20 protein-coding genes are annotated in these 21,090 nt (G+C 65.8%); 8 read left to right on the forward strand and 12 right to left on the reverse strand.

Going from position 1 to position 21,090, the window contains the following annotated elements; all coding sequences use genetic code 11:
• Both BT173_RS15225 and BT173_RS15230 read right to left on the reverse strand, forming a co-directional pair.
• On the reverse strand, positions 1 to 591 hold the full coding sequence (locus BT173_RS15225) for an IMPACT family protein (protein ID WP_072429518.1): 591 nt from the start codon (positions 589 to 591) through the stop codon (positions 1 to 3).
• 13 nt (positions 592 to 604) lie between these two features.
• Positions 605 to 802: a hypothetical protein gene (locus tag BT173_RS15230; RefSeq protein WP_072429583.1), complete on the reverse strand. Its 198-nt coding sequence runs from the start codon at positions 800 to 802 to the stop codon at positions 605 to 607.
• Between the two features lie 182 nt (positions 803 to 984).
• Here BT173_RS15230 and BT173_RS15235 point away from each other — a divergent pair, with 182 nt between their 5' ends.
• The 6 genes from BT173_RS15235 to BT173_RS15260 all read left to right on the forward strand — a co-directional run bounded on the left by BT173_RS15235 (position 985) and on the right by BT173_RS15260 (position 5,160).
• Entirely contained in the window at positions 985 to 1,383 is a 399-nt protein-coding gene (locus BT173_RS15235) for a YidB family protein (RefSeq protein ID WP_072429519.1), read from the forward strand.
• Positions 1,384 to 1,490: 107 nt separating this feature from the next.
• On the forward strand, positions 1,491 to 2,507 hold the full coding sequence (locus BT173_RS15240; RefSeq protein WP_072429520.1) for a class I SAM-dependent rRNA methyltransferase: 1,017 nt from the start codon (positions 1,491 to 1,493) through the stop codon (positions 2,505 to 2,507).
• A gap of 27 nt (positions 2,508 to 2,534) precedes the next feature.
• On the forward strand, positions 2,535 to 3,005 hold the full coding sequence (locus BT173_RS15245; protein WP_072429521.1) for a nuclear transport factor 2 family protein: 471 nt from the start codon (positions 2,535 to 2,537) through the stop codon (positions 3,003 to 3,005).
• A 90-nt stretch (positions 3,006 to 3,095) separates the two neighbouring features.
• Positions 3,096 to 3,461 (forward strand): VOC family protein, encoded by a 366-nt coding sequence (locus BT173_RS15250; RefSeq protein ID WP_072429522.1) that lies wholly within the window; start codon positions 3,096 to 3,098, stop codon positions 3,459 to 3,461.
• Positions 3,462 to 3,533: 72 nt separating this feature from the next.
• A complete protein-coding gene (locus BT173_RS15255; RefSeq protein WP_072429523.1) occupies positions 3,534 to 4,217 on the forward strand; it encodes a helix-turn-helix transcriptional regulator in 684 nt (227 codons plus the stop codon).
• A complete protein-coding gene (locus tag BT173_RS15260) occupies positions 4,204 to 5,160 on the forward strand; it encodes a hypothetical protein (protein ID WP_217651486.1) in 957 nt (318 codons plus the stop codon). The genes BT173_RS15255 and BT173_RS15260 overlap by 14 nt, the downstream gene beginning before the upstream one ends.
• 60 nt (positions 5,161 to 5,220) lie before the next feature.
• Here the strand turns inward: BT173_RS15260 and BT173_RS15265 are convergent, their stop codons facing one another.
• The 7 genes from BT173_RS15265 to BT173_RS15295 all read right to left on the reverse strand — a co-directional run bounded on the left by BT173_RS15265 (position 5,221) and on the right by BT173_RS15295 (position 12,575).
• Positions 5,221 to 5,775 carry a flavin reductase family protein gene (locus BT173_RS15265; protein ID WP_072429525.1) on the reverse strand — a complete coding sequence of 185 codons (555 nt, stop codon included), beginning with the start codon at positions 5,773 to 5,775 and terminating at the stop codon, positions 5,221 to 5,223.
• 47 nt (positions 5,776 to 5,822) lie between these two features.
• A complete protein-coding gene (locus BT173_RS15270) occupies positions 5,823 to 7,061 on the reverse strand; it encodes a TIGR03862 family flavoprotein (RefSeq protein WP_072429526.1) in 1,239 nt (412 codons plus the stop codon).
• 54 nt (positions 7,062 to 7,115) lie between these two features.
• Positions 7,116 to 7,526 carry a GFA family protein gene (locus tag BT173_RS15275; protein WP_072429527.1) on the reverse strand — a complete coding sequence of 137 codons (411 nt, stop codon included), beginning with the start codon at positions 7,524 to 7,526 and terminating at the stop codon, positions 7,116 to 7,118.
• 80 nt (positions 7,527 to 7,606) lie between these two features.
• Positions 7,607 to 9,082, reverse strand: a complete 1,476-nt coding sequence (gene pap, locus BT173_RS15280) for a polyphosphate:AMP phosphotransferase (RefSeq protein WP_072429528.1) — start codon at positions 9,080 to 9,082, stop codon at positions 7,607 to 7,609.
• 74 nt (positions 9,083 to 9,156) lie between these two features.
• Positions 9,157 to 9,489 (reverse strand): nuclear transport factor 2 family protein, encoded by a 333-nt coding sequence (locus BT173_RS15285; protein WP_072429529.1) that lies wholly within the window; start codon positions 9,487 to 9,489, stop codon positions 9,157 to 9,159.
• Positions 9,486 to 11,534 carry a M3 family metallopeptidase gene (locus BT173_RS15290; protein ID WP_139256182.1) on the reverse strand — a complete coding sequence of 683 codons (2,049 nt, stop codon included), beginning with the start codon at positions 11,532 to 11,534 and terminating at the stop codon, positions 9,486 to 9,488. Before BT173_RS15290 ends, BT173_RS15285 begins: the two co-directional genes overlap by 4 nt.
• 138 nt (positions 11,535 to 11,672) lie before the next feature.
• On the reverse strand, positions 11,673 to 12,575 hold the full coding sequence (locus BT173_RS15295; RefSeq protein ID WP_072429530.1) for a DUF1853 family protein: 903 nt from the start codon (positions 12,573 to 12,575) through the stop codon (positions 11,673 to 11,675).
• A gap of 231 nt (positions 12,576 to 12,806) precedes the next feature.
• Between BT173_RS15295 and BT173_RS15300 the strand changes: the two genes are divergently transcribed.
• Positions 12,807 to 13,340, forward strand: coding sequence for a nucleotidyltransferase family protein (locus BT173_RS15300; protein ID WP_139256183.1), 534 nt, complete (start codon positions 12,807 to 12,809; stop codon positions 13,338 to 13,340).
• A 63-nt stretch (positions 13,341 to 13,403) separates the two neighbouring features.
• Here the strand turns inward: BT173_RS15300 and BT173_RS15305 are convergent, their stop codons facing one another.
• From BT173_RS15305 to BT173_RS15315, 3 genes are all read right to left on the reverse strand, one after another.
• Positions 13,404 to 14,471 (reverse strand): phospholipase A, encoded by a 1,068-nt coding sequence (locus BT173_RS15305; protein WP_139256184.1) that lies wholly within the window; start codon positions 14,469 to 14,471, stop codon positions 13,404 to 13,406.
• Positions 14,471 to 15,097, reverse strand: a complete 627-nt coding sequence (locus BT173_RS15310) for a YbhB/YbcL family Raf kinase inhibitor-like protein (protein WP_072429532.1) — start codon at positions 15,095 to 15,097, stop codon at positions 14,471 to 14,473. The genes BT173_RS15305 and BT173_RS15310 overlap by 1 nt, the downstream gene beginning before the upstream one ends.
• 99 nt (positions 15,098 to 15,196) lie before the next feature.
• Entirely contained in the window at positions 15,197 to 17,224 is a 2,028-nt protein-coding gene (locus BT173_RS15315; protein ID WP_072429533.1) for an NADPH-dependent 2,4-dienoyl-CoA reductase, read from the reverse strand.
• 346 nt (positions 17,225 to 17,570) lie between these two features.
• Between BT173_RS15315 and BT173_RS15320 the strand changes: the two genes are divergently transcribed.
• Positions 17,571 to 21,083 (forward strand): indolepyruvate ferredoxin oxidoreductase family protein, encoded by a 3,513-nt coding sequence (locus BT173_RS15320; protein WP_072429534.1) that lies wholly within the window; start codon positions 17,571 to 17,573, stop codon positions 21,081 to 21,083.
• The last annotated feature ends 7 nt before the right edge of the window (positions 21,084 to 21,090 follow it).

Here is a 21,090-nt window from a genome sequence, read left to right on the forward strand (position 1 = left end):
TTAGTCCACTGCCAGCCAGGCGAGCTGGCCGTGGCAGGCCTCATTCAGCTCAGCCACGAGGCGGCTGCGTTCGCTTTCCAACAGACTGAAGGCAAAGTCGACCAGGCCAGCATGCGCGACCACCAGATCGCTGGCACCGGCCGCGGCCAGCTGGCGGCGCAGCAGGCCTTCCAACGCATAGGGCACGCGGCAGCGCAGCGCGACGCGCTTTTGTAGCGCTACCTTGTCGGCCTGCAGCAGGGCCTGGGCCACCGCATCGGTGTAGGCGCGCACCAGGCCGCCCGCGCCCAGCTTCACCCCGCCGAAATAACGCACCACGGTGGCTAGCACGCCGTCCAGTTCCTGGTGACGCAAGACATTCAACATCGGCATGCCGGCCGTTCCGGACGGCTCGCCGTCATCCACCGCGGCCGATTGCCCGCCGGCCAGCAGCGCCCAGCACACATGCACGGCGCCCGGGTGCGCGGCCTTCAGCGCCGCCACGCGCAGCTGGGCCGCCGAGCGGTCGCGCACCGGCTCCACGCAGCAGATGAAGCGGCTTTTCTTGATCTCCAGCGTGCTATGCGCGGGCTGAGCCAGGGTGAAGGGCATGCGGGCAATGCGCCTACTTCGCGCAGTGGGCGTTCCAGTCCTGGATGGCCGCCTTGCGGCTGCCCACGGCGGCGCTGATCACATTGCAATTGCCGTTGCGGCCAAACTTGGCGCATTCGACCCAGTGGCGGTTCGAACCGGCCTTCATCACCTGGCCAGGTGCGCCGCATTTCTTGCAGGGCTTGGGGGTCAGCGGGGCATTGTCGGTCATGGGGGCATCCTGGCGGCGAAAAAGCATGGGGCGCGATAGTACGCCATCTTGCCACTATCCTGCCCATGGCGGCCGTACCGACAGCCTGCGGCGGGACGGCCGCCATTGCGGTCGGGCGGCGCGCGGTCTAGGCTAGCCTGATTCTTTCCCTGCCCCGACGGGGCAATAGACTGGAGCAATATATGAGCCTCTTCGATCAGATCGGTGGTTTGCTGGGCGGTAATGAACAAGCGGGCGGCGCGCTGCAGGCAGTCAGCAGCCTGCTTGAGCAGCAGGGCGGCGTGGCGGGCCTGGTGCAGCAGTTCCAGCAAGGTGGGCTGAGCGAGGTGGTCAGCTCCTGGGTCGGCACTGGCCAGAACCTGAATATCTCGCCCGAGCAGATTCAGGCCGTACTGGGCAGCGGGCCAGTGGCCGATATTGCTGCCAAGCTGGGCATTTCGCCGGCCGAGGCGGCCAGCACGGTATCGCAATGGCTGCCGCAGATCGTGGACAAGCTGACCCCGAATGGCCAAGTGCCGGCCGAGGGCGGCGATGTGCTCGGCCAGGCCGCCTCGCTGCTGGGCGGCAAGCTGTTCGGCTGATTCACGCTGGCGCGGCAAAGTCGGCGCGGGAAAAACCCGCCAGCCCGGTACAATCGCGCATCAATCATTAGCAACGGCCGCCTGTGGGCGGCCGCGGAGTTTTCTGTATGTCCACCGATCTGCGCAGCCTGCTGGCCACCGCCTTTGCCCAACGTAGCGCGCTGCTTGCACAGCTGCACGCCGAAGACACCAATGCCTACCGCCTGTTCCACGGCAGCGTGGAAGGCGTGTCCGGCCTGACCGTGGACCGCTACGGCGACCTCTTGCTGGTGCAGACCTTCCACACCCCGCTCAGCGACACCGAGCTGGCCAGCATCAGCACCTATTACGCCGAGGTGCTGCCTGGCCTGGCCACCGTTTACAACGACCGCAGCGAGGCCAACTCGCGCATCCGCAATCCGCTGAGCGGACCCGAGCTGGAAGCCGCCATGCTGCCGCGCGAGGCGCGCGAGCTGGGCGTCAGCTACCGTATCCAGGGCCGGCACAGCGGTCAGGACCCCTGGCTCTTCCTCGACCTGCGCGCCGGCCGCCGCCGCGTGATGCAGGAAGCCGCCGGCAAGGAAGTGCTCAATCTATTCGCCTATACCTCGGGCGTGGGCATTGCCGCCGCCAAGGCCGGCGCACGCTTCGTGATGAATGTGGATTTCGCCGAATCGAGCATCATAGTCGGCAAGGAAAACGCCCGCCTGAACACGCTGGCCACCCGGCCGCGCTTCGTGCACAGCGATGTATTCCCGGCCGTGCGCCAGCTGGCCGGCATTGGCCAGCCCAAGATGGTGCGCGGCAAGCGCATGCCGCCGTTCCCGGTACTGGAAGCGCGCCAGTTCGACCTGGTCTTCCTCGACCCGCCGCGTTACGCCAAGAGCCTGTTCGGGGTGGTCGATCTGGTCAATGACTACGCCTCGGTCTTCAAGCCGGCCCTCTTGGCCACCAAGGAAGGCGGCAGCATCTTCTGCTGCAATAATGTGGCCCAGGTGGAGGCCGAAGCCTGGCTCGACCAGCTGCAGCGCAGCGCGGCCAAGGCCGGCCGCCCGGTGCGCGAATTCGAATGGATCACCCCGGACAGCGACTTCCCGAGCCCCGATGGCAAGCACCCACTGAAGATGGTGCTGCTGCACGTCTAAACCGCGCTTGACGCAGAGGAAGCCCCGATGTCGCTCGCACGCACCCTGCTGCTGACTGGTCTATTCATTGGCCTGCACAGCGCCCATGCCAATCCGGTCGAGGAAGTCAGCACGGTGCTCGACCACTTCCACCGCGCCGCGGCCGAAGCGCGTTTCGACGACTACTTCGGCCTGTTCGCGCCGGACGCGGTGTTTATTGGCACCGATGCCAGCGAACGCTGGACGGTGGCCGAGTTCCAGGCCTACGCCAAGCCGCATTTCGACCGTGGACGCGGCTGGACCTATACCAAGACCGCGCGCCAGGTGAATGTGTCCGCCGACGGCCAGCATGCGTCCTTCGATGAACTGCTCGATAACGCCAGCCTGGGCGTCTGCCGCGGCACCGGCGTGCTGCGCCGCGTGGCAGGCAACTGGAAGATCGAGCAATACCACCTAACCATCCCGGTGCCGAACGCGCTGGCGGATGAGGTGGTCAAGCGGATACGCAGCGCGCCCTGAACCCGCCCCTGCTGACAACACGCTGTCAGCACCCCCGGCCTAGCATGCATGGCACGGTCTCAGCCCGAGACCGCATCAGGAGGAAAACCCATGCATGCCGTGAACTGGTTCGAACTACCCACCCATGACCTTGACCGCGCTCAGCGCTTCTATCAGACCGTGCTGGGCGTTGCGCTGCAGCGCGATGACAGCTTTGGCGAGATGCATATGGCCATACTGCCGCATGGCGAACACGGCATCGGCGGTGCGCTGGTGAAGAGCCCGCACCAGCAGCCGCAGGCCAATGGCACGCTCGTCTACCTGAATGCGCCTGATCTGGACGCTGTGCTGAGCCGGGTTGAGGCGGCTGGCGGGGCGATCCTGATGCCGAAGACCTTCCTGCGCGCCGATATCGGCTCGATTGCCATCCTGCGCGATAGCGAGGGCAATAGCGTCGGTCTGCACAGCCCACACTAAGCGCGCTTCGGCATTGAAGCCCAGGGGGCGACAGGGCAGACTGCCGCCCCATCCGTCCGAAGAAAGCCCGCCATGCGCCGTGCCGACCGCCTGTTCCAGATTGTGCAGTTCCTGCGCGGCCGACGCCTGACCACGGCACGCTGGCTGGCCGAGCGGCTCGAGGTATCCGAGCGCACCATTTATCGCGATGTGCGCGATCTGTGCCTCTCTGGGGTGCCGATCGAAGGGGAAGCCGGGGTCGGTTATGTGCTGCGCCACAAGCTCGATTTACCGCCGCTGATGTTCGACCGCGAAGAACTGGCCGCCCTGCGCCTGGGTGCAGAGATGGTGGCAGCCTGGAGTGACCCGCAGCTGGCGCGCGCGGCCGAATCGGCACTGGCCAAGATACGCAGCGTGCTGCCAGCCGAGATACAGCGTGGCATGACCCCGCTGCACGCGCCGGCCTTCCCCGGCCAGCACGAGGCGGCATTCGCGCCATTGCGCGGCGCCATCGACAAACGCCAGGTGGTGCGGCTCTACTACCGCAAGCCCGATGGCCAGGCCGACCAGCGCGATGTGTGGCCGCTGGGCCTGTTCTTCTGGGGCAAGGTGTGGACGCTGATCGCCTGGTGCGAGCTGCGCAATGCACACCGCCAGTTCCGCCTCGACCGCATCGAAACCATAGACGTGCTCCTCCAGACCTTCACCCCCAGCCGCGAGCAGACGCTGCAGGCCGCGCTACGCGCCTATGGCGCGCCGCGCGATGCGCTGGATTGAAGCCATACCGCAGCTTGGCGTCGGTGCACGGCGCGAGCCACTCACCCATCATCCAAGCGCTTTCATTCAAGGAGACAACACGATGCACCGCGCAGCTTGGCGCTTATGGGCCTGCTTGCTTGGGGCCTTGCCCGCCCTGGCGGCGACGCCGAATGCCACCGTACAGGCTGCGAAGCCATCGGCCTTGCGCCCGGTCGTTCTCGTTTATGCGGGCGCGCCGGTTTGCTCAGGGTGCGAACAACCGGTGCTCGACCTGATCCGCAAGCCAAAGACACCTGCGCTGCAAGCATTGGCGCCCGAGTCACGGGTCATCCGGCGGTGGGCGGATATCCCCAAAGCACTGAAGTCTTTGCCGCCGCGCTCGGTATTTCTGATACCGGGTACCGAGGATGATCTGCGCGCCTGGGCCCAAGGTGGCAGCCAGGCCATGAGCGCGCAGTCCATACGCGCCATTCAACAGTGGGTACATGCCGGTGGCCGCTATGCCGGGATTTGCGGCGGGGCCATCATTGCCCAGGCAAGGTACGAGGACGAACAGTTTGCCTTTGATGCCCTGAATCTTGCCAAGATGGAGGCCGACAACTTCGCGGGCGAAGATGCCATTGAGCGGATTGAGCCCGTACATTGGTTGCCCAAGCAGATGACGTTTGGCGCTTACTTTCAGGCTGGTTCAGTCATGACCTTGTTGCCCAGCAAGGAACGCAGCGAAGTGTGGGCGACCTATCTGGCCACCAAGGGCAGGGTGCAGCATCCTGCGGGCATTGCGGCAGCGATGTTCTCCTACGGCCAGGGCAAGGTATTTGTCAGCGGTGTGCATCTCGAGGCCACGCACGACTTCTGGGACCAAGCACCGCCCGACTTTGTCCCGCATACCGAGCTACTGGAGGCGGTGTTGGCCGATTTGATGCAAGACCGACCGATTGGTCGCGTCAGTAAGCACTAAACCGTGGCCTCGCGACCAGCGCGTCGCACACCCTGGCACCTTTGCAGCGCGAAGTGCCCCCTATTTGACGCTGAACTCGGCGCCGGTTTCGAAGAAAGTGCCGCCGGCCACATAGTGGATCGAGCGCTCACGCCCGGCTTCGAAATGCCAGTGGCCTTCGCTGAAGTCGCGCGGATCGGCCCAGGCGGCCACCACTTCGGCGATAAACAGGTCATAGGCATCCTGGTTATGCCGCTCCACGATCACCTTGCATTCCAGCCAGGCCAGGCAGCCGTCCAGCAGTGGCGCGCCCACCAGGCTGGCCGGGCTGTGGCCCAGGCCGAACTCGGCGAACTTATCGCCATCGCGCCCGCTGTGCGTGCCCACGGCCTCGGTAGCAGCAGCCAGGCTGCGCGCGGGGATATTCAGCACCAGCTCGCCGCTGGCCTCCACCAGTTCGCGCGTCAGCGTGTTTTTGTCGATGACCACGCAGACCTTGGGCGGCGAAAAATCGAGCGGCATGCTCCAGGCAGCGGCCATTACATTCTGCCGCCCGCCATGCGCGCTGGACACCAGCACGGTGGGGCCATGGTTGAGCAGACGGTAGGCTTTGTTCAGATCGACGGCTTGGCGCATACGGGACACTTTCGGGGCAGGAAGACAGCGCAGTAGATGGGGGCGGATCAGGCCGTAGCAAGCCAGCGCAGCACACCCTGCCCAGCGGCGCGGCCGCTGGCGAAGCAGGCGGTGAGCAGATAGCCGCCGGTCGGCGCTTCCCAGTCGAGCATTTCGCCCGCGCAGAACACGCCGGGCAGCGCGCGCAGCATCAGGCCGGCATCCAGCGCTTCAAAGCGCACGCCGCCGGCCGTGCTGATCGCCTCGGCCAGCGGGCGTGGGCGCTGCAGGCGGATGGGCAGGGCCTTGATGGCCGCAGCCAGCTGGGCCGGGTCCTGCAGGGCCGGCTTGCTCAGGCATTCGTAGAGCAGCGCGGTTTTCACGCCACTGAGGCCAAGGCGGCTTTGCAGGTGGCTGGACAGCGAACGCGCACCGCGCGGATGGCTGACCTCGGCCAGGACACGCTCGGCGCTGTGCTGAGGCAAGAGATCGACTTCGATACAGGCACTGCCGACCTCGGCAATCTGCTCGCGCAGGCGGGCCGCGAACGCATAGATCAGGCTGCCTTCCACGCCCTGCTCGCTGATCACGAACTCGCCAGCCTTGTACTCGCTCTGGCCGTCTGCGGCACAAAAACGCAGCGCCACCGTCTTCAGCGGCGCGCCGGCAAACTTCTCGCGCAGATGCGGGCTCCAATCCACCTCGAAGCCGCAGTTGGCCGGCTTGAGCGGCGCGATATCCACACCCCGCTCGGCCAGCAGCGGCTGCCACTGGCCATCCGAACCGAGCCGTGGCCAGCTGGCGCCACCCAGGGCCAGCACCGTGGCGTCGGCGCGCACGGCGACTTCGCCCTCGGGCGTGGCGAAGCGCAATTCGCCCTCGGTAGTCCAGCCCAGCCAGCGGTGGCGCACCTGCAGCTGCACACCGGCCGTACGCAGCCGGTGCAGCCAGGCACGCAGCAGCGGCGCGGCCTTCATATCGGTGGGGAACACCCGCCCCGAGCTACCAACGAAGGTGGCAATACCCAGGCCATGTATCCACTCGCGCAATGCCTCGGGGCTGAAGTCGGCCAGTAGCGCCGCGATATCGGCCTCGCGCTCGGCATAGCGGCCCAGGAAGGGCGCCAGCGCTTCCGAGTGGGTGATATTCATGCCCCCTACCCCGGCGAGCAGGAACTTGCGTCCCACCGAGGGCATCGCGTCGTACACGCTGACCGCGTGGCCGGCCTGGGCCAGTACCTCGGCCGCCATCAGCCCGGCCGGGCCGGCGCCGATGATGGCAATGCGGGGGGAAGAGGGAGATGACATGCGTGGCTCAACAGGCGGGAAAGGCGCCATTTTAGGCCAGCATGGCGGGCGCACCTATTCTTGCGGCGGAAACTCGGCATAGCGCGGCAGGCCGTCGTGCAGTTGCAGCCAGGGCAGGCGGCGCGATTCCCAGTAGTGCAGGCTGGGCGCCATCACCTCGGGCGTATCGAGGCTGCCGATGGCGATATCGATCAGGCCGGGCAGATAGTCGGCCGTGAAGGCGAGCTGACTACCGCAGCGCGCGCAGAAATGACGGCAGGCCTCGGCGGAGGACGCATAGCGCGCCGCTTCGCCCTGCACGAAGCGCACAGCACCCTGGGCAAACATGGCCCAGGCCACGGCCGGCGCGGCATGCGCGCGCCGACACATGCTGCAATGACATAGCGCGGTCAGCAGCGGCGCGGCCTCGATCTGGTAACGGACGGCGCCGCACTGGCAGCCGCCCTGCAAGGGGCTGAAGGACATGGATTTTGCTCCGGCGAAGACCCGGCGGGTCGGACAGCCCCAGCTTGCGCGCCACCTGCTGACAGGGTGCTGTCAGCGGCTCAGCCTAGCTGCGCCTCCATGGCGCTGCAGATGCTGCGCAGCACCTTGATGCGCGCGTAGTACTTATTGTTCGCCTCGACCAGAATCCACGGCGCATGCGGCGTACTGGTGCGTTCGACCATATCGTGCACCGCCTCTGCGTATTGCGGCCATTTCTCGCGGTTGCGCCAGTCGTCCGGGGTGATCTTGAAGCGCTTGAAGCCGGTCTGCTCGCGCGCCTGAAAACGTTTGAGCTGCTCGTCCGCATCGATGGCCAGCCAGAACTTCAGCACCAGGGTGCCGGCCTCGTGCAGCTGCTGCTCGAAGTCGTTGATCTCGGCATAGGCACGCAGCCAGTCGGCTTCGGCCGCATAGCCCTCGACCCGCTCGACCAGCACCCGGCCATACCAGGAGCGATCGAACAGCGCGAACTTGCCGCGCTTGGGCAGGCGGCGCCAGAAGCGCCACAGATAGGGCTGGGCCAGCTCGTCTTCGCTGGGCGCGGCAATTGGGTGCACACGGTAGTGGCGTGCATCGAGCGCCGCGGTGACCCGGCGGATCGCCCCACCCTTACCGGCCGCGTCATTGCCTTCGAACACCAGCACCACCGCACGCTCGCGCAGCTTGGGGTGGCGGCTGAGCGCATTCAGCCGCCCCTGCAGGGTTTCCAGCTCATGGCCATAGTCGGCCTTGCTCATGGGCTGCAGCAGTTGCAGGCGGTCCAGCACGCGCACGCCATCTAGCGGCGGGCGCAAGGGCGCGCACAGGGCATGGCTGGGCAATGCCTGGGCCAGGCGCTGGCGCAGTGCATCGAGCAGCAGCTGGCCCACGGTCAGGCTGCGGTAGCGTTCGTCCTCGCCATCCACCACCACCCAGGGCGCGGCACCGGTGCTGGTGCGCATCAGCACCTGCTCGGCCACCGCACGGAAACGCCCGTACTGCTTGAGATTGGCCCAGTCGCGCTCACCCACCCGCCAGCGGGTACGCGGGTCCTGTTCGAGCTCGCTCAGGCGCTGCTTCTGCGCCTGCTTGCTCAGATGAAACCAGCACTTGAGCAGCAGCACGCCCTCCTCGGCCAGCATGGTCTCGAAACGCACCAGCGCATCGAGTTGGCTGTTTAGGCGTGCCGCATCGCCCTTGCCGGCCACCTGACGATGGATCGGATCGGTGTACCAGGAACCGAACAGGATGCCGATGCGCCCCTTGGCCGGCAGCGCGCGCCAGTAGCGCCACATGGGCGGATGCAGCGCCTCCTCGGCCCCCGCTTCGGCAAAGGCATGGGTGTCGATCAGGCGCGGGTCCATCCATTCATTGAGCAGATTAACCGTCTCGCCCTTACCCGCGCCATCCACGCCATTGATCAGGATCACCACCGGAAAGCGCGCCTGCTCCTTCAGCTCGTACTGGGCTTCCAGCAGCGCTTCGCGCAGCAAGGGCGCACGGGTCTTGTACTCGGCCTTGCTGATCTTGTGGCCGAGTTCGGCGGCTTCAAACATGCGGGTCTTCCTTTGCCCGGATGGAGGTGGACGACGCTCCGACTATAGCAAGCCAGGGCGGCCGCCCGGCCCGGCTAGCGCAGCATCCACAGCTTGCGGATCAGCCCGTCCTCAGCCTCGTAGATGACGGTGACGCGGCTTTCGCCGAATAGCGGGTGGCCTGTTACCGTTTCATGGTCGATGACCCGCTTGCCCTGCACGATGCGCTGCGGCACGGCCGCGTGCACCGTGCTGCCGGGAAAGACGATCTGCGCATAGCGTGCGCGCATGGCCGCCTTGCCCTCAAACAGCGGCTGGTCGGGAAACACATAACCGACCACGTCCTCGGCGTAGAAGCCGAGGAAGCGTTCCAGATTGTGGGCGTTGTAGGCGTCAAGCTGGCCTTGGGCGAGTTCGGCCGGGCTCATGCGGCAATCAGCCCGCGCTTCTTCAGCATCGGCGCCACCTCGGGGTCGCGGCCGCGGAAGGCACGGTAGGCCTCAACCGGGTCCTGCTTATTGCCGGCGCTGTAGATATGGGTGAACAGGCGCTCGGCGGTGGCCGCGTCAAACGGGTCGCCCGCCTCGACAAAGGCCTCGTAGCCGTCGGCGTCCAGCACCTCGGCCCACATATACACATAGTAGCCCGCCGCATACCACGGCCCGGCGAACAGGTGGCCGAAGTGGCTCAGGTAGTGGCGCTGGCCAATATCCGAGGGCACACCGAGGCGCGCGCACTGCTCGGCTTCGAAGGCGGCGATATCGACCGGCGTGCCATTGGGCAGCGCATGCAGGGCCATATCGATCAAGGCCGGGCCTACGTACTGGATGGTGGCCCAGGCCTGGTCGAACTGGCGCGCGGCACGCAGCTTGGCCAGCAGCGCGGCGGGGATAGCTTCACCGCTCTGGTAATGGCGCGCATGCTTTTGCAGCACCTGCTCTTCCTCGGCCCAGTTCTCGAAGATCTGCGAGGGCAGCTCGACGAAATCGCGCAGCACTTGGGTGCCGGCCAGGCGCTCGTAACGCACTTGCGACAGCAGCCCATGCAGACCATGGCCGAATTCGTGGAACAGCGTGCGCACATCGTCAAAGCTGAGCAGCGTGGTATCGGCCTTGGCGAAGTTATTGTTATTGATGACGATGGGCAGGGTGCCGCCAGCGAGGCCGGACTGGCTGCGGAAGATGCTCATCCAGGCGCCGCTGCGCTTGCTCGGGCGGGCGAAGTTGTCGCCGATGAACACGCCGATCAGCTGGCCTTGACGACGTACTTCCCACAGGCGTGCATCAGGGTGATAGAGCGGGATGCCGTGCTGCTCGACGAACTCCAGGCCGAATAGGCGACCCGCGCAGTCGAACATGGCGGCCAGCATGTTTTCCAGCGTGAAGTAAGGTTTGAGCTCGGCATCGTCGAGCTGGTATTGCTCCTGGCGTACCAGCTCGGCCAGATAGCGCCAGTCCCAGGCGGCAATCGGCGTGGGCAGGCCCAGCGCGCGCGCCTTGGCCTCCAGCACCAGTCTGTCCTCGGCCGCCTTGTCCAGCGCTGGCTGCCAGGCTTGCTCGAGCAGACCCAGCACCGCGGCCGGCGTGCCCGCCATGCGGTCGGCCAGCTCGTAATTGGCATAGTTGGCATAGCCATGAATGGCGGCCTGCTGCTGACGCAGCGCCACGATGCGCGCCGCCACCGGGCGGTTGTCGCGCTCGCCGGCATGGGCGCCGCGCGCCACCCGCTCACGCCAGATGGTTTCGCGCAGATCGCGACGCGCCGAGAAGGTCAGGAAGGGTTCAGCAATGGAAGGCGACAGCGTGATCACATGGCTGCCTTCAGGCAGGCCACACTGACTGGCCGCATTGCGTGCGGCGGCGCGCACGAACTCGGGCAGGCCGGCCAGATCGGCTTCCGACTGCAGTTCGAGCGCAAAGGCCGCCTCGTCGGCCAGCACATGCTGGCTGAACTGCGTGCACAGCTCGGCCAGCTCGCTCATCACCGCCGCATAGCGGGTCTTGGCCGCCGCATCGAGCTTGGCGCCGGCGCGCACGAAATCGAGATGCACGCGCTCCAAGAGGCGCAGCTGCTCGGCATCCAGGCCAAGGCCGGCACGGTCGCGGTACAGCGCATCGATGCGGGCGAACAGGCCGGCATGCATATAGATGGCGCTATCGTGCGCGGCTTGGCGCGGCGCCATGTCGCGTTCGATGGCCTGCAGGGCGGGCGAGGTTTCGCTGCTGCACAGATTGCTGAATAGCAGCTCGACCTGCTTGAGCAGGCGGCCCGTGCCATCGAAGGCGGCCACGGTATTGGCGAAGCTCGGCGGCTCGGTCTGCGCAGCAATCGCATCGAGCTCGGCCAGATGAGCGGGCATGGCCACATCGAAGGCGGGCAGGAAATGTTCGGCCGCCACGCGGTCGAAAGGGGGCAGGCCGTAGGGGGTGCCCCAGGTCTGCAGCAACGGGTTGGGGTGCAGTTCGTCGCGCATGGCGTGTGGTCCGGAGGTCATCGGGGCGAACATTGTACTCAGCTTGCCAGGGAAGGCCGCGCGCGCTGCGACGGGCTGCAGCCGGGCGGCATGAATGGTAGCCGCAGCCCTCAACCAGGCCGGGAAGTGATGCGCAACTTACTGATCAGGCAAGGCGGCAATGCGCGCCAGCAGGCTGCTCAGCATGGCCGGGCTGGGCCAGCCCGCCGGCAGCAGCATGCCGCGCGCCAGCTCGGCGCCACCCTCAGCGGGCGGCGCGTACTCGGCCACCTGCAGCGGCCAGTGCTGGTGCTGAAAATGCAGGGCGGCCTGCGCCTGCCAGTCGGCTAGCGGCAGTGCCTGATCGTCTGGTGCGCGCAGGCCCAGCCAATCGGGCTTGTTCAGCGCGCGCCACAGGCTGTCGGCCCGTTGCTGTGGCAAGGCTTCGCCCCAGCAGCGCCACCAACCGCGCAAATGGTCGGCCGCCAGCAGGGCTGGGGCAGCTTCATCCAGCTCGCGGTAGAACAACCTACCGCGCAGCCAGGCCATGGGCTGGATAGGGGCATCGGTGGCCAGGGCCTGGCGCCCGGCCGGCCACTGGGCCAGCTGCAGCTGGTGGGCGAACAGGCGCGCGAGCTTGAGTTCCAGCGCATCGCGCAGGCCAGGGCCCACATACACGAGGCCGCGCTCGGTGGGCAGGGCAATGAAGAACTTCACCGCCAGCTCGATATGCAGCAGCGGCCCGTCGGGTGGACGCAACAGATAGTCGATTTCACCCAGGCTGAGGCCCTCGCTACGCACCGGCAGCTGGCTGGCCAGCAGCTGATGCCCAGGCAGCTGCTGCAGGGCGAGCTGCAGCAGGGATTCGGCATAGCGCCCGAGGCGAAAGCCGTCGGTGCCGGGCAAGGCCAAACTGGCCAGCTCCGCCTGCGGCAGGGCCTGCCACCAGCGCTCGCCCAGGCTGGCACTGCCCTGCAGCACACCCTCGGGCAAGGCAGCGTCGGCCAGCAGCGCGGGGGCGCTTAGCAGCCAGTGCAGGTCAGCAAGTTGCTCGGCGGTCACGGTGTGCGCTTTACGCTAGGAAGACGAGAAGGCGCAGTGTAATGCGCGCATGCCAAGCTGCCAGCGGTACATGGCTGCAACACGCGCCACACGGGCATGAAATCGGCCCGCGTATGCGGTACGCTAAACAGGCCGGCCACTGCCTGCCGGCCCGATCCCTGCGCTAGCCCCACCCAAGGAGACAGCATGCATAACCGGGACCGATCCCCTCGCGGGGCAAGAGAGCAAATCGTGCACCTGGCCGCCAGGCTGATGGCCGAGGAGCATATCGACGACTTCGGCACGGCCAAGCGCAAGGCAGCACGCAGGCTCGGTCTGCCTGAGGGCAAGAACCTGCCCGGCAACGACGAGATCGAGGCCGCGCTGCGCGAGTACCGCAATCTGTTTTCCCCCCGTCATGGTCAGGTCGTCAGCGCGCTGCGTCAGAAAGCGCTGAGCGCAATGCGCCTGTTCGCCGAGTTCAAGCCCTATCTGGTCGGCTCGGTGCTGTCTGGCCTGGCCGGCCCGCATTCGGACATCAATCTGGTCATCTACTCGGACGACGCCAAGGCAGTCGAGATCCGCTGCCTGAATCTGGGCATCGATTACCGGGTTGAATCACCCCCCTCCGGCCACACCACGCTGGCCTTCTACGAGGAGGGCAGCCTGGTGCGGCTGAGCTTGCGCCCCGAGCACGATGAACGCCTGGGCGCCCGTGCCGCCGCCGAGCCCTTGGAACGCGCGCGGCTGAGCCAGCTGGAAAACCTGCTGCTCGAACACGCCTAGGCCAGGCATCAGCCGCCTGGCGTGATGCGGCCGCTCGGCGGCTCGCACCGCCACGGCCGGTGCTTAATTGCCGTCGATCAGCGAGAAACCCAGGCCCAGATAGGTGGCGCGGTGGTTGTAGTCGACCAGGCTTTCGCCATAGCCATGGAAGAGCTGCAGATAGCCCTTCAGATTGCCCTTGATCGGAAAGCCCCAGTCGAACTGCAGCGCGCCGCGCGATTCCGCGCCCGTGCGCAAGGAATGGCGCGCCATCAGGCTGAACCATTGCGCATCGTGCAGCTTGCTGATGGTGAGGCTGCCGCGGCCCAGGTAGTTCTCGATATCGGGGTTATCGTCGTCGCGCGCCGATTCACGCACTCGCCACCAGGGGCGCAGCAGCACGCTCCAGCCATCCTTTTCCAAGCCTACACCCGCCGTGACGCGGTTCCAGCTGCGTGATAGCTGCTGGCTTTGCCCATTCGACTGATGGTTGAGCCCGAGCGAAAGCAGACGGCCATGCCAGCCGAGCACGTGGTAGTTGCTGCGCAGCACCAGCGCGGCCTCCGGCTCGTAGTTGGTCTCGCGGAAAGGGCGCGAGCTGTCGCGGTTGTAGACCTGCCAGCGCGAGGTCTGGGTAAAGCCGAGCCAGATATCGCCATTGTCCTCGAACAGATTCTGCGCGAGCTTGGTCTTCAGGCTGAGCTGGAACTTGGCCTCGGTGCGCTGCTGCTGGCTGATCGCCGTCGGCAGCGGCGCATTGTCGCGGCTGCTGGGGCTGCCATTGGGCTGGGCGGTATGAAAGAAGGGCAGCACATAGGTGGGCCGGTAGGAACGCAGCACGAAGGTGCCGAGCTTGCTGCTCGGTTCCAGCTCCCAGGCGCTATCGAGCAGGGACTGCTTGGCCGGCGTGTCGCTGGGCCGCGCGCTGAGCTGGCTGGCCATATCGGGCTTGGGGACGGGGGCGGGCACTGCGGCCTCGCTCACCGCAGGCTCGGCCGGCAACGCGCGCCCCATGGCCTGGTCGTAGCAACGCAGGCGCGTACTGTCCTCGGCGATTTCCAGGCACTGGGTCGGCCCGAGCGGCGCGGCCTGGGCTGGCGCAGCCAGCAGCAGCGCGCCCCAAGCCCACGACGGCAGCCGGCCCAGCCCCATCAGGCCAGCCTCGGGTTCAGCGTATAGGTGCCAACCAAGCTGGCCTGGTCGAGCACATGGCCCTGGATGGCCGCGCGCACGGCCGGCCCGGTCACTGGACCATCCAGCTTCAACTGGTCCACATCAAGCGCATACAGGGTGAACACATAGTGGTGGACGATGGCGTCGTTCCACGGTGGACAGGGGCCGTCGTAACCGTAGTAGTCGCCACCCATGTCCGCGTCGCCCGCGAACCAGCCGGTGTAGTCGTTCAGGCCGTGCCGCAGGCCATCGGCGCACGTGGGGCCGGGCTTACCGCGCGGCGTGACGGCGCGGCTATGGCTGCCAGCGGCGATCTCGCGCTGGCTGGCGGGCAGATCGATCAAGGTCCAGTGGAAGAAATCCACGCGTGGCAAGGTGGCCGGCACTTCGCGCCCGGTCTGGTTCACATCCTGGCCGCTGCTTGGCACATCGGGGTCGTGACAGATCAGCGCAAACGAGCGCGTGCCGGCCGGTACATCCTGCCAACTCAGCTGCGGATTGCGGTTGCTGGACAGACGCACATGGCTGGCCGGGTCGATCACGGCAAAGGCGAACTCGCCAGGAATAGGCTGGCCGGCCTGAAAACTTTGGCTGCTGAGCTGCATGGGAGGCTCCTCCAAGGGGGATGGGCAGTATCGCCGTGCGGCCGTCAAACGCGCAACGGGCCCGCAGGCCCGTTGTGCTTACCTCGACATCAAGGAGGATCAGATCACGGCGGCGAGGCGCGAGCCCTGATTGATCGCGCGCTTGGCGTCGAGTTCCGCCGCCACATCAGCGCCACCGATCAGGTGCACGGTCTTGCCCTTGGCCTTCAGCGCTTCTTCCAGCTCCCGCAAGGGTTCCTGGCCTGCGCAGATGATCACATTATCCACCGGCAGGACCTGGGCCTTGTCCTTGATGCGGATATGCAGGCCGGCATCGTCGATCTTCTCGTAGCTCACGCTGGAGAGCATTTCCACCTGCTTCATCTTCAGGCTCTGGCGGTGAATCCAGCCGGTGGTCTTGCCCAGCCCGTCGCCCACCTTGGAGGCCTTGCGCTGCAGCAGCCACACCTGACGCGGCGAAGCATGCGGCTGTGCGCCTTGCGGGGCCAGGCCACCCCTCTGGGTCAGGGTCTTGTCGATGCCCCATTCACGCAGGAAGGCATCGGTATCAAGGCTGGTCGGCACACCTTCGTGGGTCAGGTACTCGGCGGTATCGAAGCCGATGCCGCCCGCGCCGATGATGGCCACGGCCTTGCCCACCGGCTTCTCGTGGCGCAGCACATCGAGGTAACTGAGGACCTTGGGGTGGTCGATGCCGGGGATGTCGAGCTGGCGCGGACGGATACCGGTGGCCAACACCACCTCGTCGAAGCCTTCCAGCTCGGCCGGTACAGCGCGGTGGTTGAGGCGGATCTTCACCCCGGTCTGGTCGAGCTTGCGCTTGAAGTAGCGCAGCGTCTCGTGGAACTCCTCCTTGCCCGGCACCTTCTTGGCCACATTGAATTGGCCACCCAGCTCATGGCTGGCTTCGAACAGGGTCACTTCATGGCCACGTTCGGCGGCTACCGACGCGAAGGCCATGCCGGCCGGGCCGGCGCCAACCACGGCCAGCTTCTTCTTCTGCGCGGTCGGGGTGTAGTTGAGCTCGGTCTCGTGGCAGGCGCGCGGGTTGACCAGGCAAGAGGTCATCTTGGCCTGGAAGATATGGTCGAGGCAGGCCTGGTTGCAGCCAATGCAGGTATTGATATCGAGCGCACGGTCTTCCTCGGCCTTCTTCACCCATTCGCTATCGGCGAGGAAAGGGCGTGCCATCGACACCATATCGGCGTCGCCACGGGCCAGCACCTCTTCAGCCGTGTCCGGCATATTGATGCGGTTGGTGGTGATAAGCGGAATGCCCACATGGCCCTTGAGCTTCTTGGTCACCCAGGTGAAGCCGGCGCGCGGCACCATGGTGGCGATGGTGGGGATGCGTGCCTCATGCCAGCCGATGCCGGTATTGATGATGGTGGCGCCGACCGCTTCCACGGCCTTGGCCAGCTGGATGGTTTCCTCCAGCACCGAGCCATTGTCGACCAGGTCGAGCATGGACAGGCGGTAGATGATGATGAAGTCGGTACCGACCTTCTCGCGCACCGCGCGCACGGTCTCGACCGGGAAGCGCATGCGGTTCTCGAAGCTGCCGCCCCAGCGGTCGGTGCGCTTATTGGTCTTTTCGGCGATGAACTGGTTGATCAGATAACCCTCGCTGCCCATCACTTCCACGCCGTCGTAACCGGCCTCCTTGGCCAGTGCCGCGCAGCGCGCGAACTCCTCGATGGTTTCCAGGATCTGCGCCTCGGTCAGTTCCAGCGGCTCGTAGAAGGCGATCGGCGAGGTGATCGGCGAGGGCGCGACCGGCTTGGGTTGGAAGCTGTAGCGACCGGTATGCAGGATCTGCAGGGCGATCTTGCCGCCCGCTGCGTGCACCGCATCGGTGACGATCTTGTGGTGGGCGACTTCCTCGGCGTTATGCAGCATGGCGCCACCCTCGTACACACGGCCCGCCTCATTTGGCGCCACGCCACCGGTCACGATCAGCCCCACACCGCCAGCCGCGCGCTCGGCATAGAAGGCGGCCATGCGCTCAAAGCCATTCGGCGACTCTTCCAGGCCGGTGTGCATCGAACCCATTAGCACGCGGTTCTTCAGCGTGGTGAAGCCGAGGTCAAGCGGGGCAAGCAGATGCGGGTAGCGGGCGTGTGCCATGTGTATCTCCAGACGGTAACGGTAGCTATTTGGATAAGGCGATCTGTGTCGCCTGGGGGAATTTCGCGGCTGGCGGCGTTTCCAAACACAGTATGGCAGCCAGCTAACTGTTTGATAGGCAAGATACTTACTAATCAGTAAGTAGTCAATCGAGCACTTGCTTGAATGACATGCAAACCACAATTGACGTTAACGTCAAATAAGCCGAGCATTTGCTCAAAAATGCGCATAGAATGCGCGCGAATTTGGGCGTCTGCCCACCCTTCACGCAGCCACAAGCTACAAAGAAGGCAAGCCACGACCGCCGCCTACAGAGCAGCGGCCTTCAGCCAAAGAAGGAGACATCATGGGAAACACCATTTCCCTGAACGATAAGTACGCGCTGGCCCAAGGCCGCGCCTTCATGACCGGCACCCAGGCACTCGTGCGCCTGCCCATGCTGCAGCACCAGCGCGACCAGGCCGCCGGCCTGAATACCGCCGGCTTTGTCTCCGGCTACCGTGGCTCGCCCCTGGGTGGCCTCGACCAGGAACTGGCGCGCGCCAAGAAATACCTCGACCCGCACGGTGTGGTCTTCCTGCCCGGCGTAAACGAAGACCTAGGCGCCACCGCGGTGTGGGGCTCGCAACAGGTCGGCCTATTCCCGGGCGCCAAATACGATGGCGTGTTCGCCATGTGGTACGGCAAGGGTCCGGGCGTGGACCGCTCGGGCGATGTGATCCGCCACGGCAATGCGGCCGGCTCCTCGGCTCACGGTGGCGTGCTGCTGATCGCCGGCGATGACCACGCCGCCAAGTCCTCCACCCTGCCCCACCAGACCGACCACGCGTTTGATGCCTTCATGGTGCCGGTGCTCAATCCGGCCGGCGTGCAGGAATTCCTCGACTTCGGCATCCATGGCTGGGCAATGAGCCGCTACTCGGGCTGCTGGGTCACGCTGAAGGCGATTTCCGACACGGTCGAGTCGTCGGCCATCGTCGACATCGACCCCGAGCGCGTGCAGGTCAAGCTACCCACCGATTTCAAGATGCCGGAAGGCGGCCTGAACATCCGCTGGCCCGATCCGCCCCTGGTGCAGGAAGAACGTCTGCTGCACCACAAGCTGTACGCCGTGCTCGCCTATGTGCGCGCCAACGGCCTGAACAAGATCGTGGTCGATTCGCCCAAGCCGCGCCTGGGCATCATGACCGCCGGCAAGAGCTATCTGGATGTGATGCAGGCGCTGGACGACCTGGGCATCGATGAGCAGCTGGCTGCCGATATCGGCCTGCGCATCTTCAAGGTTGGCCTTACCTGGCCGCTGGAGAGCGAGGGCACGCATGCATTTGCCTCGGGCCTCGATGAAATCCTGGTGGTGGAGGAAAAGCGCCAGGTGCTCGAATACCAGCTCAAGGAGCAGCTGTACAACTGGCAGGAGTCGGTGCGCCCACGTGTGATCGGCAAGTTCGATGAGAAGGGCGAGTGGACGCTGCCGGAAGGCAACTGGCTGCTGCCAGCCGCCGGCGAGCTGACCCCGGCCATGATCGCGCGCGTGATCGCCAGCCGTATCGCCCGCTTCTACACCAGCCCGGTCATCGAAGAACGGCTGCGCTTCCTCGACGAGAAGGAACACGCGCTGAAGAAGCCGCGCGACATCATCCTGCGCCAGCCCTACTTCTGCTCGGGCTGCCCGCATAACACCAGCACCAAGCTGCCCGAGGGCTCGCTGGCCCTGGCCGGCATCGGCTGCCACTACATGGCGATGTGGGTGACCCCTGGCACCAAGATGTTCAGCCAGATGGGCGGCGAAGGCGTGACCTGGGCCGGTATCCAGCCGTTTACCGATACCAAGCATGTGTTCGTCAACCTGGGCGATGGCACCTACTTCCATAGCGGCATCCTGGCCATCCGCCAATCGATCGCCGCCAAGTCGAATATCACCTACAAGCTGCTGTACAACGATGCGGTGGCGATGACCGGCGGCCAGACCGTGGACGGCACGCTGACCGTACCCATGCTGACCCGTCAGCTGGAAGCCGAGGGCGTGCAGAAGATCATCATCACCTCGGATGAGCCAGAGAAATACCAGGGCGTGCAGGGCCTGGCGGCCGGCATCACCGTGCATCACCGCGATGAGCTCGACCGGATCCAGCGCGAGCTGCGCGAGATTCCCGGCACCACGGTGCTGATCCACGATCAGACCTGCGCGGCCGAGAAGCGCCGCCGTCGCAAGCGCGGCAAGATGATCGACCCGCCGCGCCGCGTGGTGATCAATGAGCGCGTGTGCGAAGGCTGCGGCGATTGCTCGAAGCAGTCGAACTGCCTGAGCGTGATCCCGCTGGAAACCGAGTACGGCCGTAAGCGCAAGATCGACCAAAGCTCCTGCAATAAGGACTTCAGCTGCCTGAAGGGCTATTGCCCGAGCTTCGTGACCCTGGAGGGCGAGGTCAAACCCAAGCGCAGCAAGCTGGGGGCGGAAGCCTATGCCAGCCTGCCTGCCCTGCCCGAGCCCAAGCTGCCAATACTCGACACGCCGTGGAGCGTGCTGGTAACTGGCGTGGGCGGCACCGGCGTGGTCACCATCGGCGGTGTGCTCGGCATGGCCGCACGCATCGACGAGATCGGCGCCACCGTGCTCGACCAGACCGGCCTGGCCCAGAAGGGCGGCGCCGTCACCACCCATCTGCGCTTTGCGCGCGAACAGGCCAAGCTGCACGCGGTACGCATTGCGGCCGGCGATGCGAATGCCGTGCTCGGTTGCGATATGGTGGTCACCGCCACCAATGACTGCCTAGCCAAGATGCGCCGCGAGCACACCCATGCGGTGCTGAACGGTTTCGAGGCTGCCACCGGCGACTTCACCAAGAACCCGGATATGCAGTTCCCGGCCCGCTCGATGCTGGACACCGTCAAGCAAGCGGTCGGCGACAGCCATTTCGACGTGGTCGACGCGACCCAGATCGCCACCGCGCTGATGGGCGACAGCATTGCCACCAATATGTTCATGCTCGGCTACGCCTGGCAGAAGGGCCTGATCCCGGTCTCGGGCGCGGCCATCATGCAGGCGATCGAGCTGAACGGCGCCGCCGTGCAGATGAACCAGCAGGCCTTTGTCTGGGGCCGCCATGCCGCCGTCGACCGCATCCGGGTGGAGAAGATCGCCTTCCCACAGGTGCAGGCCGCCATCAAGCTGGCCAACCAGACCCTGGACGAGTTCATTGCGCGCCGGGTGGCCGACCTGACCCAGTACCAGGATGCCGGCTATGCTGCCCGCTACAGCGCCCTGATCGAGAAAGTACGCCTGGCCGAACGCCGCGTGGCGCCCGAATCAGAGCTGCTGAGCTGGGCCGCCGCCCGCGCCTACTTCAAGGTGCTGGCCTATAAGGATGAGTATGAGGTGGCGCGCCTGTTCAGCGATGGCGAGTTCCAGCGCCAGCTGGCTGAGCAGTTCGATGGCAAGTACACGCTGAACTTCAGCCTCGGCCCGACCTGGCTGCAGTGGCTGGCCAAGCAGGGCCAGACCAAGAAGTTCAAGCTCGGTAGCTGGGTGATGGGCGCCTTTGGCGTGCTGGCCCGTTTGAAGGGCCTGCGTGGCGGTGCGCTCGATGTGTTCGGCTATGCCGAGGACCGCAAGATGGAACGCCGTCTGATCGTCGAGTTCGAGCAGGGCTTGGATACATTGCTGGCCGGGCTCAGCGCCGAGAAGCTGCCCCTGGCGGCCGATATCGTAAGCCTGATCCAGCAGATCCGCGGCTATGGCCATATCAAGCTGGCCGCCTATGCTGCGATCAAGCGCGATTGGGACGGCAAGCTCAAGCAGTACCAGAGCAATGCCGCACCGGCCGCCGTTTCCGCCAAGCCGGCACCGATTCGCCTCTAAGCGCGTC

The sequence above is a fragment of the Chitinimonas taiwanensis DSM 18899 genome (assembly GCF_900119825.1).
Classification (GTDB): Bacteria; Pseudomonadota; Gammaproteobacteria; order Burkholderiales; family Chitinimonadaceae; genus Chitinimonas; species Chitinimonas taiwanensis.

Coding starts and splice junctions, on each gene's coding strand:
- pap (WP_072429528.1), bottom strand. CDS start 9,082: ATGTTTGAAGCCGCCGAACTCGGCCACAAGATCAGCAAGGCCGAGTAC.
- BT173_RS15250 (WP_072429522.1), top strand. CDS start 3,096: ATGCATGCCGTGAACTGGTTCGAACTACCCACCCATGACCTTGACCGC.
- BT173_RS15260 (WP_217651486.1), top strand. CDS start 4,204: ATGCGCTGGATTGAAGCCATACCGCAGCTTGGCGTCGGTGCACGGCGC.
- BT173_RS15255 (WP_072429523.1), top strand. CDS start 3,534: ATGCGCCGTGCCGACCGCCTGTTCCAGATTGTGCAGTTCCTGCGCGGC.
- BT173_RS15240 (WP_072429520.1), top strand. CDS start 1,491: ATGTCCACCGATCTGCGCAGCCTGCTGGCCACCGCCTTTGCCCAACGT.
- BT173_RS15265 (WP_072429525.1), bottom strand. CDS start 5,775: ATGCGCCAAGCCGTCGATCTGAACAAAGCCTACCGTCTGCTCAACCAT.
- BT173_RS15245 (WP_072429521.1), top strand. CDS start 2,535: ATGTCGCTCGCACGCACCCTGCTGCTGACTGGTCTATTCATTGGCCTG.
- BT173_RS15285 (WP_072429529.1), bottom strand. CDS start 9,489: ATGAGCCCGGCCGAACTCGCCCAAGGCCAGCTTGACGCCTACAACGCC.
- BT173_RS15310 (WP_072429532.1), bottom strand. CDS start 15,097: ATGCAGCTCAGCAGCCAAAGTTTTCAGGCCGGCCAGCCTATTCCTGGC.
- BT173_RS15235 (WP_072429519.1), top strand. CDS start 985: ATGAGCCTCTTCGATCAGATCGGTGGTTTGCTGGGCGGTAATGAACAA.
- BT173_RS15290 (WP_139256182.1), bottom strand. CDS start 11,534: ATGCGCGACGAACTGCACCCCAACCCGTTGCTGCAGACCTGGGGCACC.
- BT173_RS15230 (WP_072429583.1), bottom strand. CDS start 802: ATGACCGACAATGCCCCGCTGACCCCCAAGCCCTGCAAGAAATGCGGC.
- BT173_RS15225 (WP_072429518.1), bottom strand. CDS start 591: ATGCCCTTCACCCTGGCTCAGCCCGCGCATAGCACGCTGGAGATCAAG.
- BT173_RS15305 (WP_139256184.1), bottom strand. CDS start 14,471: ATGGGGCTGGGCCGGCTGCCGTCGTGGGCTTGGGGCGCGCTGCTGCTG.
- BT173_RS15275 (WP_072429527.1), bottom strand. CDS start 7,526: ATGTCCTTCAGCCCCTTGCAGGGCGGCTGCCAGTGCGGCGCCGTCCGT.
- BT173_RS15320 (WP_072429534.1), top strand. CDS start 17,571: ATGGGAAACACCATTTCCCTGAACGATAAGTACGCGCTGGCCCAAGGC.
- BT173_RS15315 (WP_072429533.1), bottom strand. CDS start 17,224: ATGGCACACGCCCGCTACCCGCATCTGCTTGCCCCGCTTGACCTCGGC.
- BT173_RS15270 (WP_072429526.1), bottom strand. CDS start 7,061: ATGTCATCTCCCTCTTCCCCCCGCATTGCCATCATCGGCGCCGGCCCG.